This is a genomic window from Streptomyces specialis (assembly GCF_001493375.1).
In the GTDB taxonomy this organism is placed as follows: domain Bacteria; phylum Actinomycetota; class Actinomycetes; order Streptomycetales; family Streptomycetaceae; genus Streptomyces; species Streptomyces specialis.
In genome coordinates this window covers 686136-703943 of the sequence record NZ_LN929897.1, presented here as the reverse complement: position 1 = coordinate 703943, position 17808 = coordinate 686136, and the positions used below count along the sequence as shown (strand labels likewise).

Sequence of the window (17808 nt, the reverse complement as noted above, 5' to 3'; positions counted from 1 at the left end):
ATCTTTGTGGATCAGGCCGCGTGTCTCCCAGGCCCTCGGGGGCCTCGGAGGTACCCCCGGATCGCGGCTCGTACGGTGGGGGCACCTCCCGGACGGAAGAGCCGGAGGGACGCCATGGCGCGCGGCCCCACCGCAAGAAATCCGGAAGGAGAGGCCCTAGCTCTGCCCCTGCCCGTGGCCGTGGTCGCGGCGGGAGGCCGGGGCGGGGGTCCGGTCGCCGTCCCCGGCGGGTTCCGCCGCGATCGGCTCGACCAGGACGCGGTCGATCCTGTTGCGGCGGCCGGCGGCCGACTCCGCCGTCAGGCGCAGCGCGGCCGGCGGAGCGACCGGGGTCAGGCTCTGCTCCGACGAGACGTCCACCACCGCCCTGGCACCCGCGATCGGGACCCGGCCCAGGGCCTTGGCCAGCAGGCCGCCGACGGTCTCCACGTCCTCGTCGTCCAGCCGCAGCCCGTACAGCTCGCCCAGCGCGCCCAGGTCCAGCCGGGCCGTGACCCGGCGCACGCCGCCGCCCAGCTCCTCGACCGGCGGCAGCTCCGTGTCGTACTCGTCGGTGATCTCGCCGACGATCTCCTCCAGGATGTCCTCGATCGTCACCAGCCCGGCCGTGCCGCCGTACTCGTCGATCACGACCGCCGCGTGCGTGTGGTCCCGCTGCATCTCGCGCAGCAGGTCGCCCGCGTTCTTGGTGTCGGGCACGAACGTGGCCGGCCGCATCACCGTCTCGACCAGCTCGGCCTCGGCCGCCCGGCTGTCGTGCACCTTCCGGGTCAGGTCCTTCAGATACGCGATGCCGACGATGTCGTCGTCGCTCTCGCCCGTCACCGGGATCCGCGAGAAACCCGAGCGCAGCGCCAGCGTGAGCGCCTGCCGCAGCGTCTTGTGCCGGTCGATCGTCACCAGATCGGTGCGCGGCACCATCACCTCGCGCACCAGGGTGTCGCCCAGCTCGAACACCGAGTGCACCATCCGGCGCTCCTCGTCCTCGATCAGCGACTCGCGCTCCGCCAGGTCCACCATCGCCCGCAGCTCGGCCTCCGAGGCGAACGGCCCCTTGCGGAAGCCCTTGCCCGGCGTGAGCGCGTTGCCCAGGATGATCAGGAACTGCGTCAGCGGGCCCAGCACCCGCGCCAGCGGCACCAGCACGTACGCCGCGGCGGTCGTCGTGTTCAGCGGGTGCTGGCGGCCGATCGTGCGCGGCGAGACCCCGACCGCGACGAACGACAGCAGCACCATCACGCCGAACGCCACGGTCAGCGCCTGCCAGACCTCGCCGAACTCCTTCAGGCAGGCGTACGCCACCAGCACCGCCGCGCCCATCTCGCTGGCGACGCGCAGCAGCAGCGCCAGGTTCAGGTAACGCGTCGGGTCGGCGGCGGCCACCGCGAGGCGGGCCGCGCCGCGCCGGCCGGCGCGGACGGCCTCCTCGGCGCGGAAGCCGGTGATCATCGCCAGACCGGCCTCCGCGCAGGACGCCAGCCAGGCCACGACGAGCAGGGCGACGACGGCCAGGAGCAGGGAGCCGGTCATGTCATCGTCGGAGCCGGCGACGGCCCCGTCAGGCCGCGCTCGCCGCGCCAGCCGTCCACGATGGCCTTCTGGAGTCCGAACATCTCGGCCTTCTCCACGGGCTCCTCATGGTCGTAGCCCAGCAGGTGCAGCACGCCGTGCACGGTGAGGAGCTGGAGCTCGTCGTCCATGGAATGCCGGGTGGGTGCCTCCTCGCCCTGCTTCCTGGCCACCTGGGGACAGAGCACGACGTCCCCCAGGAGGCCCTGGACGGGCTCCTCGTCGTCCCGGGACGGGGGCCGCAGCTCGTCCATCGGGAACGACATCACGTCGGTCGGCCCGGGCAGCTCCATCCACTGGAGATGGAGCTGCTCCATGGCCGCCTCGTCGACCGCGATGACCGACAGCTCGGACAGCGGATGGATGCGCATCCTGGCGAGGGCGTAGCGGGCGATGTCCAGAAGGGACCGCTCGTCGATCTCGACGCCGGATTCGTTGTTGACCTCGATCGCCATGATGACGGGCGGCTACTTTCCGTTCCGGTCGTCGAAGCGGTCGTACGCGTCCACGATGCGGCCGACGAGCTTGTGCCTGACGACGTCCTGGCTGGTGAGCCGGGAGAAGTGGACATCGTCCACGTCCTGGAGGATGTCCTGCACCTGCCGCAGCCCGCTCTTGGTGCCGTTGGGCAGGTCGACCTGGGTCACGTCGCCCGTGATCACGATCTTGGACTCGAAGCCCAGCCGGGTCAGGAACATCTTCATCTGCTCGGCGTTCGTGTTCTGCGCCTCGTCCAGGATGATGAACGCGTCGTTCAGCGTCCGGCCGCGCATGTAGGCCAGCGGCGCGACCTCGATCGTGCCCGCGCTGAGCAGCCGCGGGATCGAGTCGGGGTCGAGCATGTCGTGCAGCGCGTCGTAGAGCGGGCGCAGATACGGGTCGATCTTCTCGTAGAGCGTGCCGGGCAGGAAGCCGAGCCGCTCGCCCGCCTCGACGGCGGGGCGGGTGAGGATGATCCGGTTGACCTGCTTGGACTGGAGCGCCTGCACCGCCTTGGCCATCGCCAGGTACGTCTTGCCGGTACCGGCCGGGCCGATGCCGAACACGATCGTGTGGGTGTCGATCGCGTCCACGTAGTGCTTCTGGTTCAGCGTCTTGGGGCGGATCGTCTTGCCGCGGTTCGACAGGATGTTCTGCGTGAGGACCTGCGCGGGGCTGGTGGCGCCGCCGCTGCCGTCCGTGCCCCGCAGCATCGCGATCGACCGCTCGACGGCGTCCTCCGTGAGGGGCTGGCCGGTGCGCAGGACGAGCATCATCTCGTCGAACAGGCGCTGGATCAGGTCCACCTCGGCCCGATCGCCGGTGGCGCTGATCTCGTTCCCCCGGACGTGGATGTCCGTCGCGGGGAAGGACTTCTCGATGACGCGCAGCAGCGCGTCGCCGGAACCGAGCACCGTGACCATCGGGTGCTTCGCCGGCACGGTGAACCGGGCGGTCGCTTCGGCGGCGGGGGCCGCCGGCTGGTGTGTCGGTGTCTGTGTCATGGGCGGCCCGCTGCGGACCTGCTCATCCCTCTCTGCACTGGAGTACCGGATTCCCAGGGTACGACGCGGAACCGGCGGAGCCGTAGGAAATTACGGAGCGCGATCACCCCTGTTCGCCGCGGCCGTGAGGCCGGCGCCGGTCAGCGCGGCGGCCGTCGCGAGGGCGGCGGCGGCCAGCAGCGCCCAGGCGGGGTCGAGACGGATCAGGCCCGCCCCGGCGGCGGCGCCGGCGGCCAGGCAGGCGATGGCGCCGGCCCGCCGGGGCCAGGGCTGCGCGCGGCCGGCGCCCAGCGGGGAGTCGGCCGCGAGGCCGGTGACCGTGGAGGTCACGACGACGGTGGTGACGTCCTTGACGGCCATCTCGCGGGCGACCGCCGCCTGAGCGCCCATCGCGACGGCGAGGGCCCCGGCGACCGGCAGATGCCCGGTGCCCGCGAACAGCGCGGCCCCCGACCCGGCCGTCACCAGGCCGACGCCGACGACCAGCGCGGCCTGCCGCCCGGGACGCCCGGCCCGGCCGGGCCCCGCCGGGCGCAGGACGCGCCCGGCGACCGCCGCTCCGGCGGCGAAACACACCAGGGTGACGGCGGGCCCCAGCGTGGGCAGCTCCCCGGTCCCGGCCACGGCGGCGCCGAGGATGATCACGTTGCCCGTCATGTTCCCGGCGAAGACGCCGCCGAGGGACAGATAGCTGACGGCGTCGACGGCGCCGGTGGCGAAGGTCAGGACGAGCAGGAGCCACAGCCGCAGGTGCCGGTGCGCGGCCACGAGGGCGGCCTCAGCCCCGGAAGCCGAGCGTCGGCACCGCCCGGCGGCGGGGGCACAGGCGGCCGGTGCCGGACAGCAGGCCCGACAGGAACGCGTACCGCTCCAGGTCCCCGCCCGGGGACTCGCCGCGCGGGGTCAGGGCCCGCACCCGGTGCCACCAGGCCGCCACCTCGCCCCAGTCGGGCGCGGCCAGCGAGCCGCCGAACTCCTGCACGGACAGCGCCGCCGTCAGCCCGGCCAGCGCCAGCCGGTCCGCCAGCGGCCAGCCGGCGAGCGTGCCGGTGACGAACCCGGCCATGAAGACGTCCCCCGCGCCCGTGGTGTCCAGCGGCTCCACGAGGATCGCGGGCACCTCGGCGGTCTCCCCGGTGCGGCCGTCCACCGCGTACGCCCCGTCGGCGCCCATGGTGACGACGGCCAGCGGCACCACGGCGGTCAGCGCGTGCGCGGCGGCCCGGGGCGAGTCGGTCCGCGTGTACCGCATGGCCTCGGCGGCGTTCGGCAGGAACGCCTCGCAGTGCGCCAGGTCGGGCAGGGCTCTCAGATCCCAGGCGCCCGTCTCGTCCCACCCGGTGTCCGCGAAGACCAGGCTCCCGGAGCGGGCCGCCTGGCCGATCCACTCCTGCGGCTCCCCCGCGCGCAGCGAGGCGACGCAGGACCGGGCCGGCGGCGGGCACCGGTCCCCCGGCGCCTCCCTCGGCAGCGGCGCCTCGTGCCCGTGCGACACCATCGTGCGGTCCCCGTCGTACGCCATGGAGACCGTCACCGGGGAGTGCCAGCCGGGCACCATCCGGGAGTGGGACAGGTCGATGCCCTCGCCCCGCTCCAGCGTCTCCCAGCAGTACTCGCCGTACTTGTCGTCGCCGAACGCCGCCGCCAGGCTCGTGCGCAGACCGAGCCGGGCGAGGGCGGTCGCCATGTTCGCCACGCCGCCGGGGCTGGAGCCCATGCCCCGGGCCCACGACTCGGTGCCGCTCACGGGCGCCGAGTCCAGCCCGGTGAAGATGATGTCCAGGAACACCGTCCCGGTCAGGTACACGTCGCACGGCGGATCCCCCGGGGCACGCACCGCGGCGAGCGGGTCAACGGTCTGCATGGTCACCAGTGGCTCCGGGTCGTGGTCGTGGCGGACATCTACGGTACGTTCCGGCTCATGAGGCTCTCCATCATCGGCGGCGGCGGATTCCGCGTTCCCCTGGTATACCGGGCCCTACTGACAACGGCGGGCCGCGACGCGTCCGGCCGCCGCTGCTCCGAGGTGACGCTGTACGACACCGACCCGCGCCGCGTCCGGGTGATCGCGTCGGTGCTCGCCGCCGAGGGGGCGGGCGTGCCGGACGCGCCGTCGGTGCGGATCGCGGACTCGCTCGATGACGCCGTGCGCGGCGCGGACTTCGTGTTCTGCGCGGTGCGCGTGGGCGGCACGGCGGGCCGCGTGGCCGACGAGCGGGTGCCGCTGGCCGCGGGGGTGCTCGGCCAGGAGACGGTCGGCGCGGGCGGCGTGCTGTACGGGCTGCGCACGATCCCGGTGGCGCTGCGGATCGCGGCGCGCGTCCGTGAACTGGCCCCCGAGGCCTGGCTGATCAACTTCACCAACCCGGCCGGGATGGTGACCGAGGCGATGTCCGCCGAGCTGGGCCACCGGGTGATCGGGATCTGCGACTCGCCGGTCGGCCTGGTCCGGCGCGCGGCGCGGGCGGCGGGCGCCGACCCGGCGGAGGTGTCGTTCGGCTACGTCGGGCTCAACCACCTCGGCTGGCTCCAGTCGTTGACGCACCGGGGCACCGATCTGCTGCCCGGGCTGCTCGCGGACGACGCGGCGCTGGCGTCGTTCGAGGAGGGCCGGCTGTTCGGCGCGGAGTGGCTGCGGGCGCTGGGCGTGCTCCCCAACGAGTACCTGCACTACTACTACTTCGGCGGCGAGACCCTGGCGGCGACCCGCGAGGCGGCCGAGACGCGCGGGGAGTTCCTCCACCGGCAGCAGGGCGCGTTCTTCGCGGCGGCGGAACGCGCGCCGGAGCGCGCCGCCCAGTTGTGGGAGCGGACCCGGCTGGAGCGTGAGGAGACGTACGGCGCGGAGGGGCGCGCGGCCACCGGCGGCGGTCGGCGCGACAGTCACGACCTGGAGGGCGGCGGCTACGAGCGGGTGGCGCTGGACCTGATGCGGGCGATCGCCGACGACCGGCGCGTCCGCCTGATCCTCAACGTCCGCAACGCGGGCGCCGTCCCCGCGCTGCCCGACGACGCGATCGTCGAGACCGTCTGCGAGGTGGACGCCCACGGCGCCCACCCGGTGCCGTGCCTGTCGCCCGGCCTGCCGGAGCTGGGCCTGATGCTCCAGGTCAAGGCGGTGGAGCGGGCCACGATCGAGGCGGCCGTGACGGGCTCCCGCGCCGCCGCGCTGCGCGCGCTGACCCTGCACCCCCTGGGCGGCTCCCCCGCCACCGCCGCCCGGATACTGGACGCCGCGCTGCCCACCTGACAACCGCCCCGGGCCCGGCCGCGCCGGGTTCAGTCGTCCGTCGGGGTGCGGCGCGCGGGCAGTGGTACGCGCAGGAGGTCCTCGGCCACGGTCAGTTCGCCCGCGAAGCCGGCGTCCCTGGCCTCCTCGGCGAACACCCGGGAGTCGGGATAGCGCTGCGAGAAGTGCGTCAGCACCAGATGCCGCACCCCGCTGCCGGTGGCGACACGGGCCGCCTGCGCGGCCGTCAGGTGGCCGTGCTCGCGGGCCAGCGCGCTGTCCGCCTCCAGGAAGGTGGACTCGATGACCAGCATGTCGCACCCCTCGGCCAGCGCCCACACACCGTCGCACAGCCGGGTGTCCATGACGAACGCGAAGCGCTGGCCCGGCCGTTCCGCGCTGACCTCCGCCAGCGTGACGCCCCGCAACCGCCCCTCCCGCCGCAGCCGGCCCACGTCGGGACCGGAGATGCCGTGCGCGGCGAGCCGGTCGGGCAGCATCCGGTGGCCGTCCGGTTCGGTCAGCCGGTAGCCGAACGACTCGACCGGGTGGGACAGCCGGTGGGCCGTCAGGGTGAACGCGCCGGTCTCCGCGATCACGCCCTCGTCCGACACCGGCCTCGTCAGCAGATGCCCGGCCTCGCGGTAGGCCGTGGCGTACCGGAGCCGGTCGAAGAACTCCTGCCCGCTCGCCGGGTAGTGGGCGGTGACCGGGTGCGGCACCTGGTCCAGGCTGATCCGCTGGAGCACCCCGGCCAGCCCGAGCGCGTGGTCGCCGTGGAAGTGGGTCACGCAGACGCGCGTCAGGTCGTGCGCGCTGACCCCGGCCAGCAGCATCTGCCGCTGGGTGCCCTCGCCCGGGTCGAACAGGAGTGTCTCGGCGTCCCAGCGCAGCGCGTAACCGTTGTGGTTGCGGTGCCGCGTCGGCACCTGGCTGGCCGTGCCGAGCACGACCAGCTCACGGGCGGACAACCGGGCCCCTCAGCCGGGCGGCCAGGCCAGGCCGCGCCCGGCCAGCACGTGGGCGTGCGCGTGGAAGACGGTCTGCCCGGCGCCCGCGCCGGTGTTGAACACCAACCGGTAGCCCTGGCCGTCCACCTGCTCCCCGGCGGCCACCTCACCCGCCTCGCGCAGCACGTCGGCGGCCACCTCCGGCGCGCCGGCGGCCAGCGAGGCCGCGTCCGGGTAGTGGGCCCGGGGGATCACCAGCACGTGGCACGGCGCCTGCGGGTTGATGTCGCGGAAGGCGACGGTGGTCTCCGTCTCCCGGACGATCGTCGCCGGGACGTCACCCGACACGATCTTGCAGAACAGGCAGTCGGCCTGGGGTTCTCCCGCCATCGCCGGGGCCTCCTCGGGGACGTCGCCGAACGGATACCCACCGGATGCTACCCGCTGCGCGGCGCCGCCCGGATCCGGCACCGGACCCGGGGAGTTGGCCACCCGGCACGCCGCCGAAGCCGCGCCGATCATTACCACTGGGAAAAAATTCGCCCAAGGACCTGCGGATTCCGCACCGCTTTCGCGAAACTGGTCCACAACGCGGGGTCACAGTCGATGCCGCGGCCCAGGAGGGTACAGAGCTGATGCACGGGAGCCACGTCATCCGCAGGCTCCGTTTCACCGTGGCCGTCGATCCCGGCAGCGGTGAGGTCTCCGCGCGCCACATCCCCGTGGCGCCCCCCGTCCCGGACGGGCTGGCGACCGCGCTGGCGCCGGTGGTGGCCGCCTCGGCCCCGGCCCCGGGCGACTCCCTGAGCTACGCGCGCCTCCCGGGCGACGACGGCGCGGTGCTGTGCCACACCCCCGCCAAGGGCGGCGAGGCCGACGTGCTGTACCTGCCGAACGGCGCGGCCGGCGACCTGCCCGCGATGTGGCCCATCGACCTGTGGCGTTCCCCCACCTGGCGTCACACCCGGCCGGTGGTGCCCGCCGGCCGCAGGCTCGGCGAGGACACCGTGCCGCGCCCGGCCATGGAGATCACCGACGGGCGGCTGGCCGACTTCGCGCGGGCCCGGCAGACCCGCATGATCTCCTTCCTCAGCGATGTCCGCCGCCTGTTCACCGGCTCGCTGCCGGGCTCCCCGCCCGGCCCGGCGATCGTGGTCGCCGAGGAGGAGCAGGCGTCCGTCGCGCTGTGGGTCGCCATCGCCTGCCGCTTCCTGCACCGGTTCGTGGACGAGTCGCACGCCAGGTCCCTGACGTTCACCACCCGCGCCCGGCGCCCGTACGAGGCGGCCCAGCAGATCATCGGGATCGGCCCGGACAGCGAGTTCGACCGCGAGGACCCCGGGGTCCTGGCACGTTTCCGGGTGCACGACGGCCTCGGCGGCGACGGCAGCGCGCCCGAGCCGGACCCGTGGGTGGCGAAGGCGGCCCGGGTGTGGCTGCGCGAGCTGCCGGGACGTTCGGGCCCGGTGCCGCAGAGCCCGCCGCCCAGCACACCGGAACGGCTGCGCCTCGCGGCGGAGCGCCTGCGCGGGCGGCCCCACCAGCTCCACGGCACCGGTCTGTATCGGGTGCTGGCGGCCCGCCTGCCGGAAGGCCGGCCGACCGACCCGGACACCCTGGTCCTGATGTACGAGCTGGTCTGGGGCACCGCCGGGCCCGATCTGAAGGGCGCCCTGGAGATCGCCCGCACCTGCCCGCCCGATCTGGTCGTCGCCGCCCGCCTCCATCTGTGGCTGACGTCCTGGCTGAGCCGCCCCGGCGAGATCACCGAGGACCGGTGCGCGCTGGCGCGGGAGCTGCTGCGCCACGAGCAGGTGTACCGGCTGGACGCGACCAAGCGCGCGGTGGCCGAACTCCTGGTCCGGGGCGAGGACATCACCGTCGGCGGCGAGGCCGCCGACGCGGCCGAGCGCCTGATCCGCGCCCGCCTGAACCGCCATGACACGCCCCTCACGACGGAGCTGCTGGCCTGGGCCCGCCGCCGCCTGCGCCGTTACGAGGAGAGCGCCCGCCTCTGACACCCCGACACCGGCATCCGGCGGACGGCTCAGTCCCAGCGGCCTGTCCGGCCCAGCAGCAGGGCGGTCGCGGCGGTGCCCGCCGTCGAGGTGCGCAGCACGGTCGGCCCCAGGCGGTACGGCGCGGCGCCGGCATCGGCGAAGGCGGCCAGCTCCTCCGGGGAGACGCCGCCTTCCGGGCCGACCACCAGGACGATCTCGCCGTCCCCGGGCAGCGGGACCGTGGACAGGGGCCGGGTGCCCGACTCGTGCAGCACCCCGGCGAAGGCGGCGTCCGCCAGGAGCCGCGCCACCTGCCGCGTCGTCATCAGGTCCGTCACGCGCGGGACGCGCAGACGGCGGGACTGCTTCGCCGCCTCCCGGGCCGTCGCCCGCCACTTGCCCAGCGCCTTCTCGCCCCGCTCGCCCTTCCACCGCGTCACGCAGCGCTCGGCGGCCCACGGCACCACGGTGTCCACACCCGTCTCGGTCATGGTCTCCACGGCCAGCTCGCCCCGGTCGCCCTTGGGCAGCGCCTGGATCACCGTGAGCGCGGGCCGGGGCGGCGGCTCGCGCCGCACCCCGGTCACCGTCACCCCCAGCCGGTCGCGGTCCTCGACCGCCGCCACCGTGCCGGACGCGCCGGCGCCCTCGCCGTCGGTCAGCCCGACCGCCTCGCCCGCCCGCAGGCGGCGGACGGCGACCGCGTGCCGCCCCTCGGGGCCGTCGAGCACGAGCGTGCCCCCGGGAACGGCCGCGTCCAGCACGCCGGGCCCGGCCAGGAAAACAGGCGCGGTGCTCATCTACCGGCCGTTGAACGCGTCCTTCAGGCGCGAGAACAGACCCTGCTGCCCGGGCTGGAACTGGCCCAACGGCCGCTCCTCACCGCGCAGCTTGGCCAGCCGGCGCAGCAGCTCCTCCTGCTCGGGGTCCAGCTTGGAAGGCGTCTGCACCTCCACGTGCACCACCAGATCGCCCCGCCCGTTGCCGCGCAGGTGCGTGATGCCCCGGGCGTGCAGGGGGATCGACTGGCCGGACTGCGTGCCGGGCCTGATGTCGACCTCCTCCATGCCGTCGAGCGTCTCCAGCGGCACCTTGGTGCCCAGCGCGGCGGCCGTCATGGGGATGGTGACGGTGCAGTGCAGGTCGTCGCCACGGCGCTGGAAAACGGCGTGCGGCTTCTCGCGGATCTCCACGTACAGGTCGCCGGCGGGGCCGCCGCCCGGGCCGACCTCGCCCTCGCCCGCGAGCTGGATACGCGTCCCGTTGTCCACACCGGCCGGGATCTTCACCGTCAGCGTGCGCCGGGAACGGACCCGGCCGTCGCCCGCGCACTCGGGGCACGGCGTGGGCACGACCGTGCCGAAGCCCTGGCACTGCGGGCAGGGCCGCGACGTCATGACCTGGCCCAGGAACGAGCGCGTGACCTGCGAGATCTCGCCGCGCCCCCGGCACATGTCGCACGTCTGCGCCGAGGTCCCCGGCGCCGCGCCCTCGCCGCTGCACGTGGCGCAGACGGTGGCCGTGTCGACCTGGATCTCCTTGGTGGTGCCGAAGGCCGCCTCGTTGAGGTCGATCTCCAGGCGGATCATGGCGTCCTGGCCGCGCCGTGTGCGCGACTTCGGGCCGCGCTGCGAGGCGGTACCGAAGAAGGCGTCCATGATGTCCGAGAAGTTCCCGAAGCCGCCGCCGAAGCCCGCGCCAGGGCCGGCCGAGGCGCCGCTGCCCAGCGGATCGCCCCCCAGGTCGTACATCTGCTTCTTCTGCGGATCGGAGAGCACCTCGTACGCGGTGTTGATCTCCTTGAACCGCTCCTGCGTCTTCGGGTCCGGGTTCACGTCCGGGTGCAGCTCACGCGCCAGCCTGCGGAACGCCTTCTTGATCTCTTCCTGGGAGGCGTCCCGCTGCACACCGAGAATCGCGTAGTAGTCGCCCGCCACTTAGTTCTCCGCGAGGATCTGTCCGACGTAACGTGCCACTGCGCGCACCGCTCCCATCGTTCCGGGGTAGTCCATGCGGGTCGGTCCGACCACGCCGAGCTTCGCGACCGCCTCGTCGCCAGAACCGTAACCGACCGAGACGACCGATGTGGACGTCAGGCCCTCGTGAGCGTTCTCATGCCCGATGCGGACGGTCATACCCGAGTCCTTCGCCTCCCCGAGCAGTCGCAGGAGAACGACCTGCTCCTCCAGAGCCTCCAGCACCGGCCGGATCGTCAACGGGAAATCCTGTGCGAAGCGGGTCAGATTGGCGGTCCCGCCGATCATCAGCCGCTCCTCGGTCTCCTCCACCAGAGTCTCCAGCAAGGTGGACAGCACCGTCGAGACCGTCCCCCGCTCGTCGGCGTCGAACGAATCGGGCAGATCGGCCACCAGGCGCGGCACCTCGGGGAACCGCTCGCCCGCGATCCGGGCGTTCAGCCGGGCCCGCAGGTCCGCGAGGGAGGTCTCGCCGAACGGCGCGGGGCAGTCGATCATGCGCTGCTCGACCCGGCCGGTGTCCGTGATCAGCACCAGCATCAGCCGGGCCGGGGCCAGCGAGAGCAACTCGACGTGCCGCACCGTGGAACGGCTGAGCGAGGGATACTGCACGACGGCGACCTGCCGCGTGAGCTGGGCGAGCAGCCGGACCGTGCGGCCCACGACGTCGTCGAGGTCCACGGCGCCGTCCAGGAAGTTCTGGATGGCGCGGCGCTCGGGGGCGGTCAGCGGCTTGACGTCGGCGAGCTTGTCGACGAACAGCCGGTACCCCTTGTCGGTGGGCACGCGGCCCGCGCTGGTGTGGGGCTGGGCGATGTACCCCTCCTCCTCCAGCGCCGCCATGTCGTTGCGCACGGTGGCCGGGGAGACCTGGAGGTTGTGCCGCTCGGTCAGGGCCTTGGAGCCCACCGGCTCCTCGGTGCCCACATAGTCCTGGACGATGGCTCGCAACACCTCGAGCCTGCGCTCACTGAGCATGCCGCACACCTCCCGTCCGGCCGTTCGAATCTCCACCGCCGCCCTGGCACTCCGCTGCTCCGAGTGCCAACCCTGCTCCAGTGTACGGCCGGGTAGCACGGGCAGGGAACTGAGCGTCCCGGGAGAAGCTGATCCCGGACCGCTAACGTCGCAGCATGGAGACCAGTTGGGAAGAGGTCGCACCGGGTGTCCTCCGCGTCCGGCTGCCGGGCTGGGACGAGACGGTGGGCGCGGTCGCCGGTCCGGACGGGGTGCTGCTGATCGACGCGGGCCCCTCCCGGGCCGTCGCCGAGGGCCTCGCCGCGCGGCTGGGCGCCCTGCTCGGGGCGCCGGTCACACGCGTGGCGATCACGCATCCGCACTTCGACCACATCCTCGGTCTGGCGGCGTTCCCCGGGGCCGAGGCGTACGGGGCGGCCGGTCTGGGCGCGTTCCTCGCGGACGGCGGCCGGGAGGCGCTGGCGGCCGACGCGGCCCGGTACGGCGCCGACGAGCGGGCGGCGGCGGCCGACGCCGCCGCGCTGACCCGCGACTGGCACGAGGTGGACGGGCGGCTCGCCCTCGGGCCGGGCGCGGGCCGGGGGGCCGTGCTGGCGGACTTCGGCGCCGCGCACTCCCCGCACGACCTCGCCGTGCTGGTGCCCGGCGACGGCGGGGCACCGCCGGTGGTGTTCTGCGGCGATCTGGTCGAGGAGTCCGGTGAGCCGCAGGCCGGCCCGGACGCGGACCCGGCCCGCTGGCCGGCCGCGCTGGACCGCCTGCTGGCCCTCGGCGGACCGGACGCGCGGTACGTGCCGGGGCACGGCGCGGTGGTCGACGCGGCGTTCGTGGTGGCCCAACGGGAGGCGCTGGCCCGGCGCTTCGGCGCCGCCCCCTGAGCGGACGCGGTCCGGCGTGATCGAATGAGGCCATGCGCAGCAGACAGTACGGACCTGATCTGACGCCGCCGTGGAAGCGGCCCCAGCCCGCGCCCGAGGTCGCCGCCGATCCGGGCCTGGTCGTGGAGGAGGCGGGCACCGGCTTCTGCGGGGCGGTGATTCGCTGCGAGAAGACGGCGCAGGGCCCGACCGTGACGCTGGAGGACCGGTTCGGCGCGCACCGCGTCTTCCCCCTCCAGCCGCGCGGCTTCCTGCTGGACGGTCGGGTCGTGACGCTGGTCCAGCCCGCCGCCGGGGCCCGGCCGGCGTCCGGCCCGGCCCGCACCGCCTCGGGTTCCCTCGCCGTCCCCGGCGCCCGCGCCCGGGTCGCGCGCGCCGGACGCATCTACGTCGAGGGCCGGCACGACGCGGAGCTGGTCGAGAAGGTGTGGGGCGACGACCTGCGGGTGGAGGGCGTGGTGGTGGAGTACCTGGAGGGGGTCGACGACCTGCCGGCCGTGGTCCGCGACTTCGGGCCCTCGGCCGACGCCAGGCTCGGGGTGCTGGTGGACCATCTGGTGCCGGGGTCGAAGGAGTCGCGGATCGCGGCGGAGATCAGCGATCCGCACGTGCTGGTCGTCGGCCATCCGTTCATCGACATCTGGGCGGCGGTGAAGCCGTCGTCGGTCGGCATCCCGCGCTGGCCGGACGTGCCGCGCGGCCAGGACTGGAAGACGGGCGTGTGCCGGGCGCTGGGGTGGCCGGAGCACACCGGCGCGGCCTGGCAGCGCGTCCTCGGCGCGGTGCGCGACTTCCGCGACCTGGACCCGGGGCTGCTGGGCCCGGTCGAGCACCTCATCGACCACGTCACGGTCGGCGGCCCGGCGGGCCCGGTCGCCTAGCGGGGCACGAGCTGCTCGGCCCAGATCGTCTTGCCCTCGCCGGAGTAGCGCGTGCCCCAGCGGTGGGTGAACCGGGACACCAGGAACAGGCCACGGCCGCCCTCGTCCGTGGCGCGGGCGTGGCGCAGGTGCGGGGAGGTGCTGCTCCTGTCGGACACCTCGCAGGTCAGGACGTGCTCCCGGATCAGCCGCAGCCTGACCCGTCCCGAGGCGTGCCGGATCGCGTTGGTGACCAGCTCGCTGACGACCAGCTCGGTGGTGGACGCGAGGTCGCCGAGGCCCCAGTCGGCGAGCTGCCCCGACGCCGACTCCCTGGCCCGCGCCACGGCGGCCGGTTCGGCGTCCACCTCCCAGGTGGCGACCCGCCCCGGGCCCAGGCCGTGCGTCCTGACGAGCAGCAGCGCCGCGTCGTCCGAGGGCCGGGCGGGCACCAGCCGGTCCACGACGTCCCTGGCCAGGCCGTCCAGCGCCAGCCCGGGGGCGCGCAGCGCGGCCCGCAGCCGCTCCAGGCCGCCGCCGTCGCCCGTTCCGTCCCCGTGGTCGCCGTGCTCGCCCCCGCACAGGCCGTCGGTGTAGAGGGCGAGCACGCTGCCCTCCTCCAGGGTCACCTCGGTCGACCGGAACGGCGGGCCGTCGACCCCGAGCGCGGGCCCGGCCGGCACCTGGAGGAACTCCACGTCCGCGCCCGGGCCGATGAGCGCGGGCGGCGGATGGCCCGCGCTGGCCATCGCGCAGCGGCGGGAGACGGGGTCGTAGACGGCGTACAGGCAGGTGGTGCCGACGACCCCGGCGTCGGCGTCCGGGGGCGCGGCGCTGTGCTCCTCCGCGATGCGGCAGACGAGGTCGTCGAGGTGGCCGAGGAGTTCCTCGGGCTCCAGGTCCTGGCCGGCCAGGGTCTGGACGGCGGTGCGCAGCCGGCCCATGATCGCGGCGGCGTGGATGCCGTGGCCGACGACCTCGCCGACGACCAGCGCGGTCCTGGCGCCGGAGAGCGGCAGCACGTCGAACCAATCGCCGCCCACCCCCGACAGCTCGTCGGCCGGCCGGTAGCGGGAACCGATGTCCACCGCGTTCAGGCCGGGGACGCTGTGCGGCAGCAGGGTGCGCTGGAGGGCGAGGGCGGCGTCGCGCTCCCGGGTGTAGCGGCGGGCGTTGTCGATGCAGACGGCCGCCCGCGCGACGAACTCCTCGGCGAGCCGCAGGTCCGCCTCCGTGAACGGCTCCTTCCGGCGGTGGCGGAAGAAGGACGTGATGCCCAGGGTGACGCCCCCGGCCCGGATGGGGAGGATCATCGCGGTGTGCAGGCCCAGTTCGGCGAACCGCGCCGCGCGACCGCCGGGGATGCCGGCGGCCCACTCGTGGGCGCCGGGGTCCAGCCGCTCCCTCCCCCACGACCTGCCGCTGACCAGGGTCCGGGCGGGCGGCGACCACCTGTGGTAGCGGGCCTCGTCGCCGATGCCGACCACGGCCTCCGGCACGCCGTCGCGCCCCGACTGATGACCGGCGCGGCGGAAGGGAACGGGCCCGGCGGCCCGGCCGTCCGGCCCGGTGACGGGCGCGGACGCGGCGGCCGACGCCGGTTCGCCGCCCCTGAGCACGGGCTCCAGCAGGTCGACGGCGACGAAGTCGGCGAGGTCGGGCACGGCGATGTCGGCGAGGTCCTGCCCGGTCCTGGCGACGTCCAGGGACCGGCCGATGAAGTCGCCGGCCCGGTCGAGCAGGGCCAGCCGGTGGCGGGAGCGGTAGCGCTCGGTGACGTCGGTGAGCGTGTAGAGGACGCCCAGCGGCTCGCCGGACTCGTCCTCCATCCGCACGGCGGCCAGCGCGTGGACGTGTTCGCGGCCCGGCTCGGTGCGGGACCGCAGCACGTGCTCGTAGTCGCGCACGGCCTCGCCGGTCCGCAGCACCTCGGTCAGCTTCTCCTCCACCACCTGGGACCCCAGGCCCGGCAGGGTCTCCCCCGGCCGCCGTCCCAGGCGCCGCTTGACCGGCACCTCCTCCAGCGCGGCGAGGGCGTCGTTGGCCCAGACGTACCGCAGGTCCCGGTCCACGACGCCGACGCCGACCGGCGACCTGGCGAACACCCGGTCCAGCACCCGCCGCGTCGGCTCCTGATGCGGGGCGGCGGCCAGGTCCACGGCGAGGACCAGCCACCGCCCGCCGCCGTCGCCGTCGCGCCCGGTGAGCGGCGAGACGCGCGCCCCGACCGTCACCGTGTGCCCGTCCCGGTGCCGGCCCGACAGCATCCCGGTCCAGCCCCGCTCGGCGAGGCAGCGTTCGACCAGGGCGGGGAGGCGTCCGGCGTCCTCGGGCGTCAGGAGGAACGCCGCCTCCCGGCCCAGCACCTCGTCGGAGGCGTAGCCGAGCAGCTCCCCGGCCTCCCGCGTCCAGCTCGCGACGGCGCCGCGCGCGTCGAGCAGCAGCGCGGCGCCGTTCACCGACTCGGAGCGAGCGTCGAAGATCGCCACCGTGCACCCTCCGGATGTCACCTTTTGTGACCAAATTACCCGTATCCGGGGGGCGCGCTACCCGGCGGCGGCCACCTCCCGGGCACCGGACAATGGGAGGCATGCCCTCCACGCTCCCCGCCGGCGAACCCGTTCCCGAGGACGGCGCGCTGCCCGCGTCCGCCCTGGCCGGGGCCGCCTCCCGGCCGCTCGCGTTCTACCTGCACGTGCCGTACTGCGCGACCCGCTGCGGGTACTGCGACTTCAACACCTACACGGCGGGCGAGCTGCGCGGCTCCGGGGGCGCCCTGGCCTCGCGGGAGAACTACGCGGAGACGGTGGCCGAGGAGATCCGGCTGGCCCGCAAGGTGCTGGGGGACGACCCGCGCCGGGTCGCCACCGTCTTCGTCGGCGGCGGCACGCCCACGCTGCTGCCGCCCGCCGACCTGGCGCGGATGCTGGACGCGGTGCGGCAGGAGTTCGGCCTCGCGCCGGACGCCGAGGTGACGACCGAGGCGAACCCCGACTCGGTGGACCCGGCGTCCCTGGCCGCCCTGCGCGAGGCGGGCTTCACCCGGGTCTCGTTCGGCATGCAGAGCGCCAGGCGCCACGTGCTGGCCGTGCTGGAGCGGACCCACACCCCGGGCCGTCCGGAGCGCTGCGTCGCCGAGGCACGGGACGCGGGCTTCGCGCACGTCAACCTGGACCTGATCTACGGCACGCCCGGCGAGAGCGACGACGACTGGCGGGCCACGCTGGACGCGGCGATCGGCGCCGGGCCCGACCACGTCTCGGCGTACTCGCTGATCGTGGAGGAGGGCACCCGGCTCGCGGGCCGCGTGCGGCGCGGCGAGGTCGCCGCGCCCGACGACGACACGCACGCCGACCGTTACCTGATCGCCGAGGAGGCCCTGTCGGCGGCGGGCTTCGCCTGGTACGAGGTGTCCAACTGGGCCACGTCCCGCGCCGCCCGCTGCCGCCACAACGAGCTGTACTGGACGGGCGCCGACTGGTGGGGCGCGGGCCCGGGGGCGCACAGCCACGTCGGCGGCGTGCGGTGGTGGAACGCCAAGCATCCCGGCGCCTACGCGCAGGCCCTCGCCGGGGGCCGCTCCCCCGGCGCGGGCCGCGAGCTGCTGTCCGAGGAGGACCGCCGGGTGGAACGGATCCTGCTGGAGCTGCGGCTGGCGGAGGGCTGCGCGCTGTCCCTGCTGCGCCCGGCGGGCCTGGCGGCGGCCCGCCGCGCCCTGGCGGAGGGCCTGCTGCGCCCGGAGCCCTTCGCGGCCGGCCGCGCCGCCCTGACCCTCGACGGCCGCCTGCTGGCCGACGCGCTCACCCGCGACCTGGTCGACTGACACCGCGCCCGCCCGCGCCCGGGAAACGGGCGGGGGCGGGCGCGGAAGGCGTCGGCCGGGC

The 17808-nt window shown here is 74.8% G+C and carries 16 protein-coding genes; 5 read left to right on the top strand and 11 right to left on the bottom strand.

Annotated elements, in window-relative coordinates; translation table 11 throughout:
• Window positions 1–156 precede the first annotated feature (156 nt).
• The 5 genes from BN2279_RS25820 to BN2279_RS25800 form a co-directional block, all read right to left on the bottom strand.
• Window positions 157–1530: a hemolysin family protein gene (locus BN2279_RS25820; RefSeq protein ID WP_059013435.1), complete on the bottom strand. Its 1374-nt coding sequence runs from the start codon at window positions 1528–1530 to the stop codon at window positions 157–159.
• The gene (ybeY, locus tag BN2279_RS25815; protein WP_059013434.1) at window positions 1527–2024 is read right to left on the bottom strand and encodes an rRNA maturation RNase YbeY; all 498 of its coding nucleotides are present in this window, start codon (window positions 2022–2024) and stop codon (window positions 1527–1529) included. Before ybeY ends, BN2279_RS25820 begins: the two co-directional genes overlap by 4 nt.
• Before the next feature lie 12 nt (window positions 2025–2036).
• A complete protein-coding gene (locus BN2279_RS25810; protein ID WP_059013433.1) occupies window positions 2037–3053 on the bottom strand; it encodes a PhoH family protein in 1017 nt (338 codons plus the stop codon).
• A 90-nt stretch (window positions 3054–3143) separates the two neighbouring features.
• Entirely contained in the window at window positions 3144–3821 is a 678-nt protein-coding gene (locus tag BN2279_RS25805; RefSeq protein WP_059013432.1) for a YoaK family protein, read from the bottom strand.
• Window positions 3822–3831: 10 nt separating this feature from the next.
• Entirely contained in the window at window positions 3832–4917 is a 1086-nt protein-coding gene (locus BN2279_RS25800; protein ID WP_059013671.1) for a PfkB family carbohydrate kinase, read from the bottom strand.
• 57 nt (window positions 4918–4974) lie between these two features.
• Between BN2279_RS25800 and BN2279_RS25795 the strand changes: the two genes are divergently transcribed.
• The gene (locus BN2279_RS25795) at window positions 4975–6303 is read left to right on the top strand and encodes a 6-phospho-beta-glucosidase (RefSeq protein WP_059013670.1); all 1329 of its coding nucleotides are present in this window, start codon (window positions 4975–4977) and stop codon (window positions 6301–6303) included.
• A gap of 29 nt (window positions 6304–6332) precedes the next feature.
• Here BN2279_RS25795 and BN2279_RS25790 read toward each other — a convergent pair whose 3' ends face one another.
• On the bottom strand, window positions 6333–7253 hold the full coding sequence (locus tag BN2279_RS25790) for a ribonuclease Z (RefSeq protein WP_059013431.1): 921 nt from the start codon (window positions 7251–7253) through the stop codon (window positions 6333–6335).
• 9 nt (window positions 7254–7262) lie between these two features.
• Window positions 7263–7622 carry a histidine triad nucleotide-binding protein gene (locus BN2279_RS25785; protein WP_059013669.1) on the bottom strand — a complete coding sequence of 120 codons (360 nt, stop codon included), beginning with the start codon at window positions 7620–7622 and terminating at the stop codon, window positions 7263–7265.
• A 245-nt stretch (window positions 7623–7867) separates the two neighbouring features.
• On the opposite strand from BN2279_RS25785, the gene BN2279_RS25780 reads away from it, so the two are divergent.
• Window positions 7868–9250, top strand: coding sequence for a GTPase-associated protein 1-related protein (locus BN2279_RS25780; RefSeq protein WP_059013430.1), 1383 nt, complete (start codon window positions 7868–7870; stop codon window positions 9248–9250).
• A gap of 29 nt (window positions 9251–9279) precedes the next feature.
• Here BN2279_RS25780 and BN2279_RS25775 read toward each other — a convergent pair whose 3' ends face one another.
• The 3 genes from BN2279_RS25775 to hrcA are packed head-to-tail and all read right to left on the bottom strand — an operon-like array spanning window position 9280 to window position 12186.
• Window positions 9280–10032 (bottom strand): 16S rRNA (uracil(1498)-N(3))-methyltransferase, encoded by a 753-nt coding sequence (locus BN2279_RS25775; protein ID WP_059013429.1) that lies wholly within the window; start codon window positions 10030–10032, stop codon window positions 9280–9282.
• On the bottom strand, window positions 10033–11169 hold the full coding sequence (dnaJ, locus tag BN2279_RS25770) for a molecular chaperone DnaJ (RefSeq protein ID WP_059013428.1): 1137 nt from the start codon (window positions 11167–11169) through the stop codon (window positions 10033–10035).
• A complete protein-coding gene (gene hrcA / locus BN2279_RS25765) occupies window positions 11170–12186 on the bottom strand; it encodes a heat-inducible transcriptional repressor HrcA (protein WP_059013427.1) in 1017 nt (338 codons plus the stop codon).
• A 155-nt stretch (window positions 12187–12341) separates the two neighbouring features.
• On the opposite strand from hrcA, the gene BN2279_RS25760 reads away from it, so the two are divergent.
• Window positions 12342–13064 carry an MBL fold metallo-hydrolase gene (locus BN2279_RS25760; protein ID WP_059013426.1) on the top strand — a complete coding sequence of 241 codons (723 nt, stop codon included), beginning with the start codon at window positions 12342–12344 and terminating at the stop codon, window positions 13062–13064.
• A gap of 32 nt (window positions 13065–13096) precedes the next feature.
• Complete coding sequence (locus BN2279_RS25755) at window positions 13097–13945, top strand: DUF3097 domain-containing protein (protein WP_059013425.1); 849 nt, start codon at window positions 13097–13099, stop codon at window positions 13943–13945.
• Here the strand turns inward: BN2279_RS25755 and BN2279_RS25750 are convergent.
• The gene (locus tag BN2279_RS25750; protein ID WP_059013424.1) at window positions 13942–16413 is read right to left on the bottom strand and encodes a SpoIIE family protein phosphatase; all 2472 of its coding nucleotides are present in this window, start codon (window positions 16411–16413) and stop codon (window positions 13942–13944) included. The genes BN2279_RS25755 and BN2279_RS25750 overlap by 4 nt on opposite strands.
• A 101-nt stretch (window positions 16414–16514) precedes the next feature.
• Here BN2279_RS25750 and hemW point away from each other — a divergent pair, with 101 nt between their 5' ends.
• Window positions 16515–17747 carry a radical SAM family heme chaperone HemW gene (gene hemW / locus BN2279_RS25745; protein WP_059013423.1) on the top strand — a complete coding sequence of 411 codons (1233 nt, stop codon included), beginning with the start codon at window positions 16515–16517 and terminating at the stop codon, window positions 17745–17747.
• Window positions 17748–17808 lie beyond the last annotated feature (61 nt).

What these genes read in the sequence shown, in the direction of transcription:
- ybeY (WP_059013434.1), bottom strand. Translation starts at nt 2,024, where the DNA reads ATGGCGATCGAGGTCAACAACGAATCCGGCGTCGAGATCGACGAGCGG.
- hrcA (WP_059013427.1), bottom strand. Translation starts at nt 12,186, where the DNA reads ATGCTCAGTGAGCGCAGGCTCGAGGTGTTGCGAGCCATCGTCCAGGAC.
- BN2279_RS25780 (WP_059013430.1), top strand. Translation starts at nt 7,868, where the DNA reads ATGCACGGGAGCCACGTCATCCGCAGGCTCCGTTTCACCGTGGCCGTC.
- BN2279_RS25800 (WP_059013671.1), bottom strand. Translation starts at nt 4,917, where the DNA reads ATGCAGACCGTTGACCCGCTCGCCGCGGTGCGTGCCCCGGGGGATCCG.
- BN2279_RS25810 (WP_059013433.1), bottom strand. Translation starts at nt 3,053, where the DNA reads ATGACACAGACACCGACACACCAGCCGGCGGCCCCCGCCGCCGAAGCG.
- BN2279_RS25755 (WP_059013425.1), top strand. Translation starts at nt 13,097, where the DNA reads ATGCGCAGCAGACAGTACGGACCTGATCTGACGCCGCCGTGGAAGCGG.
- BN2279_RS25795 (WP_059013670.1), top strand. Translation starts at nt 4,975, where the DNA reads ATGAGGCTCTCCATCATCGGCGGCGGCGGATTCCGCGTTCCCCTGGTA.
- hemW (WP_059013423.1), top strand. Translation starts at nt 16,515, where the DNA reads ATGCCCTCCACGCTCCCCGCCGGCGAACCCGTTCCCGAGGACGGCGCG.
- BN2279_RS25820 (WP_059013435.1), bottom strand. Translation starts at nt 1,530, where the DNA reads ATGACCGGCTCCCTGCTCCTGGCCGTCGTCGCCCTGCTCGTCGTGGCC.
- BN2279_RS25775 (WP_059013429.1), bottom strand. Translation starts at nt 10,032, where the DNA reads ATGAGCACCGCGCCTGTTTTCCTGGCCGGGCCCGGCGTGCTGGACGCG.
- BN2279_RS25760 (WP_059013426.1), top strand. Translation starts at nt 12,342, where the DNA reads ATGGAGACCAGTTGGGAAGAGGTCGCACCGGGTGTCCTCCGCGTCCGG.
- BN2279_RS25785 (WP_059013669.1), bottom strand. Translation starts at nt 7,622, where the DNA reads ATGGCGGGAGAACCCCAGGCCGACTGCCTGTTCTGCAAGATCGTGTCG.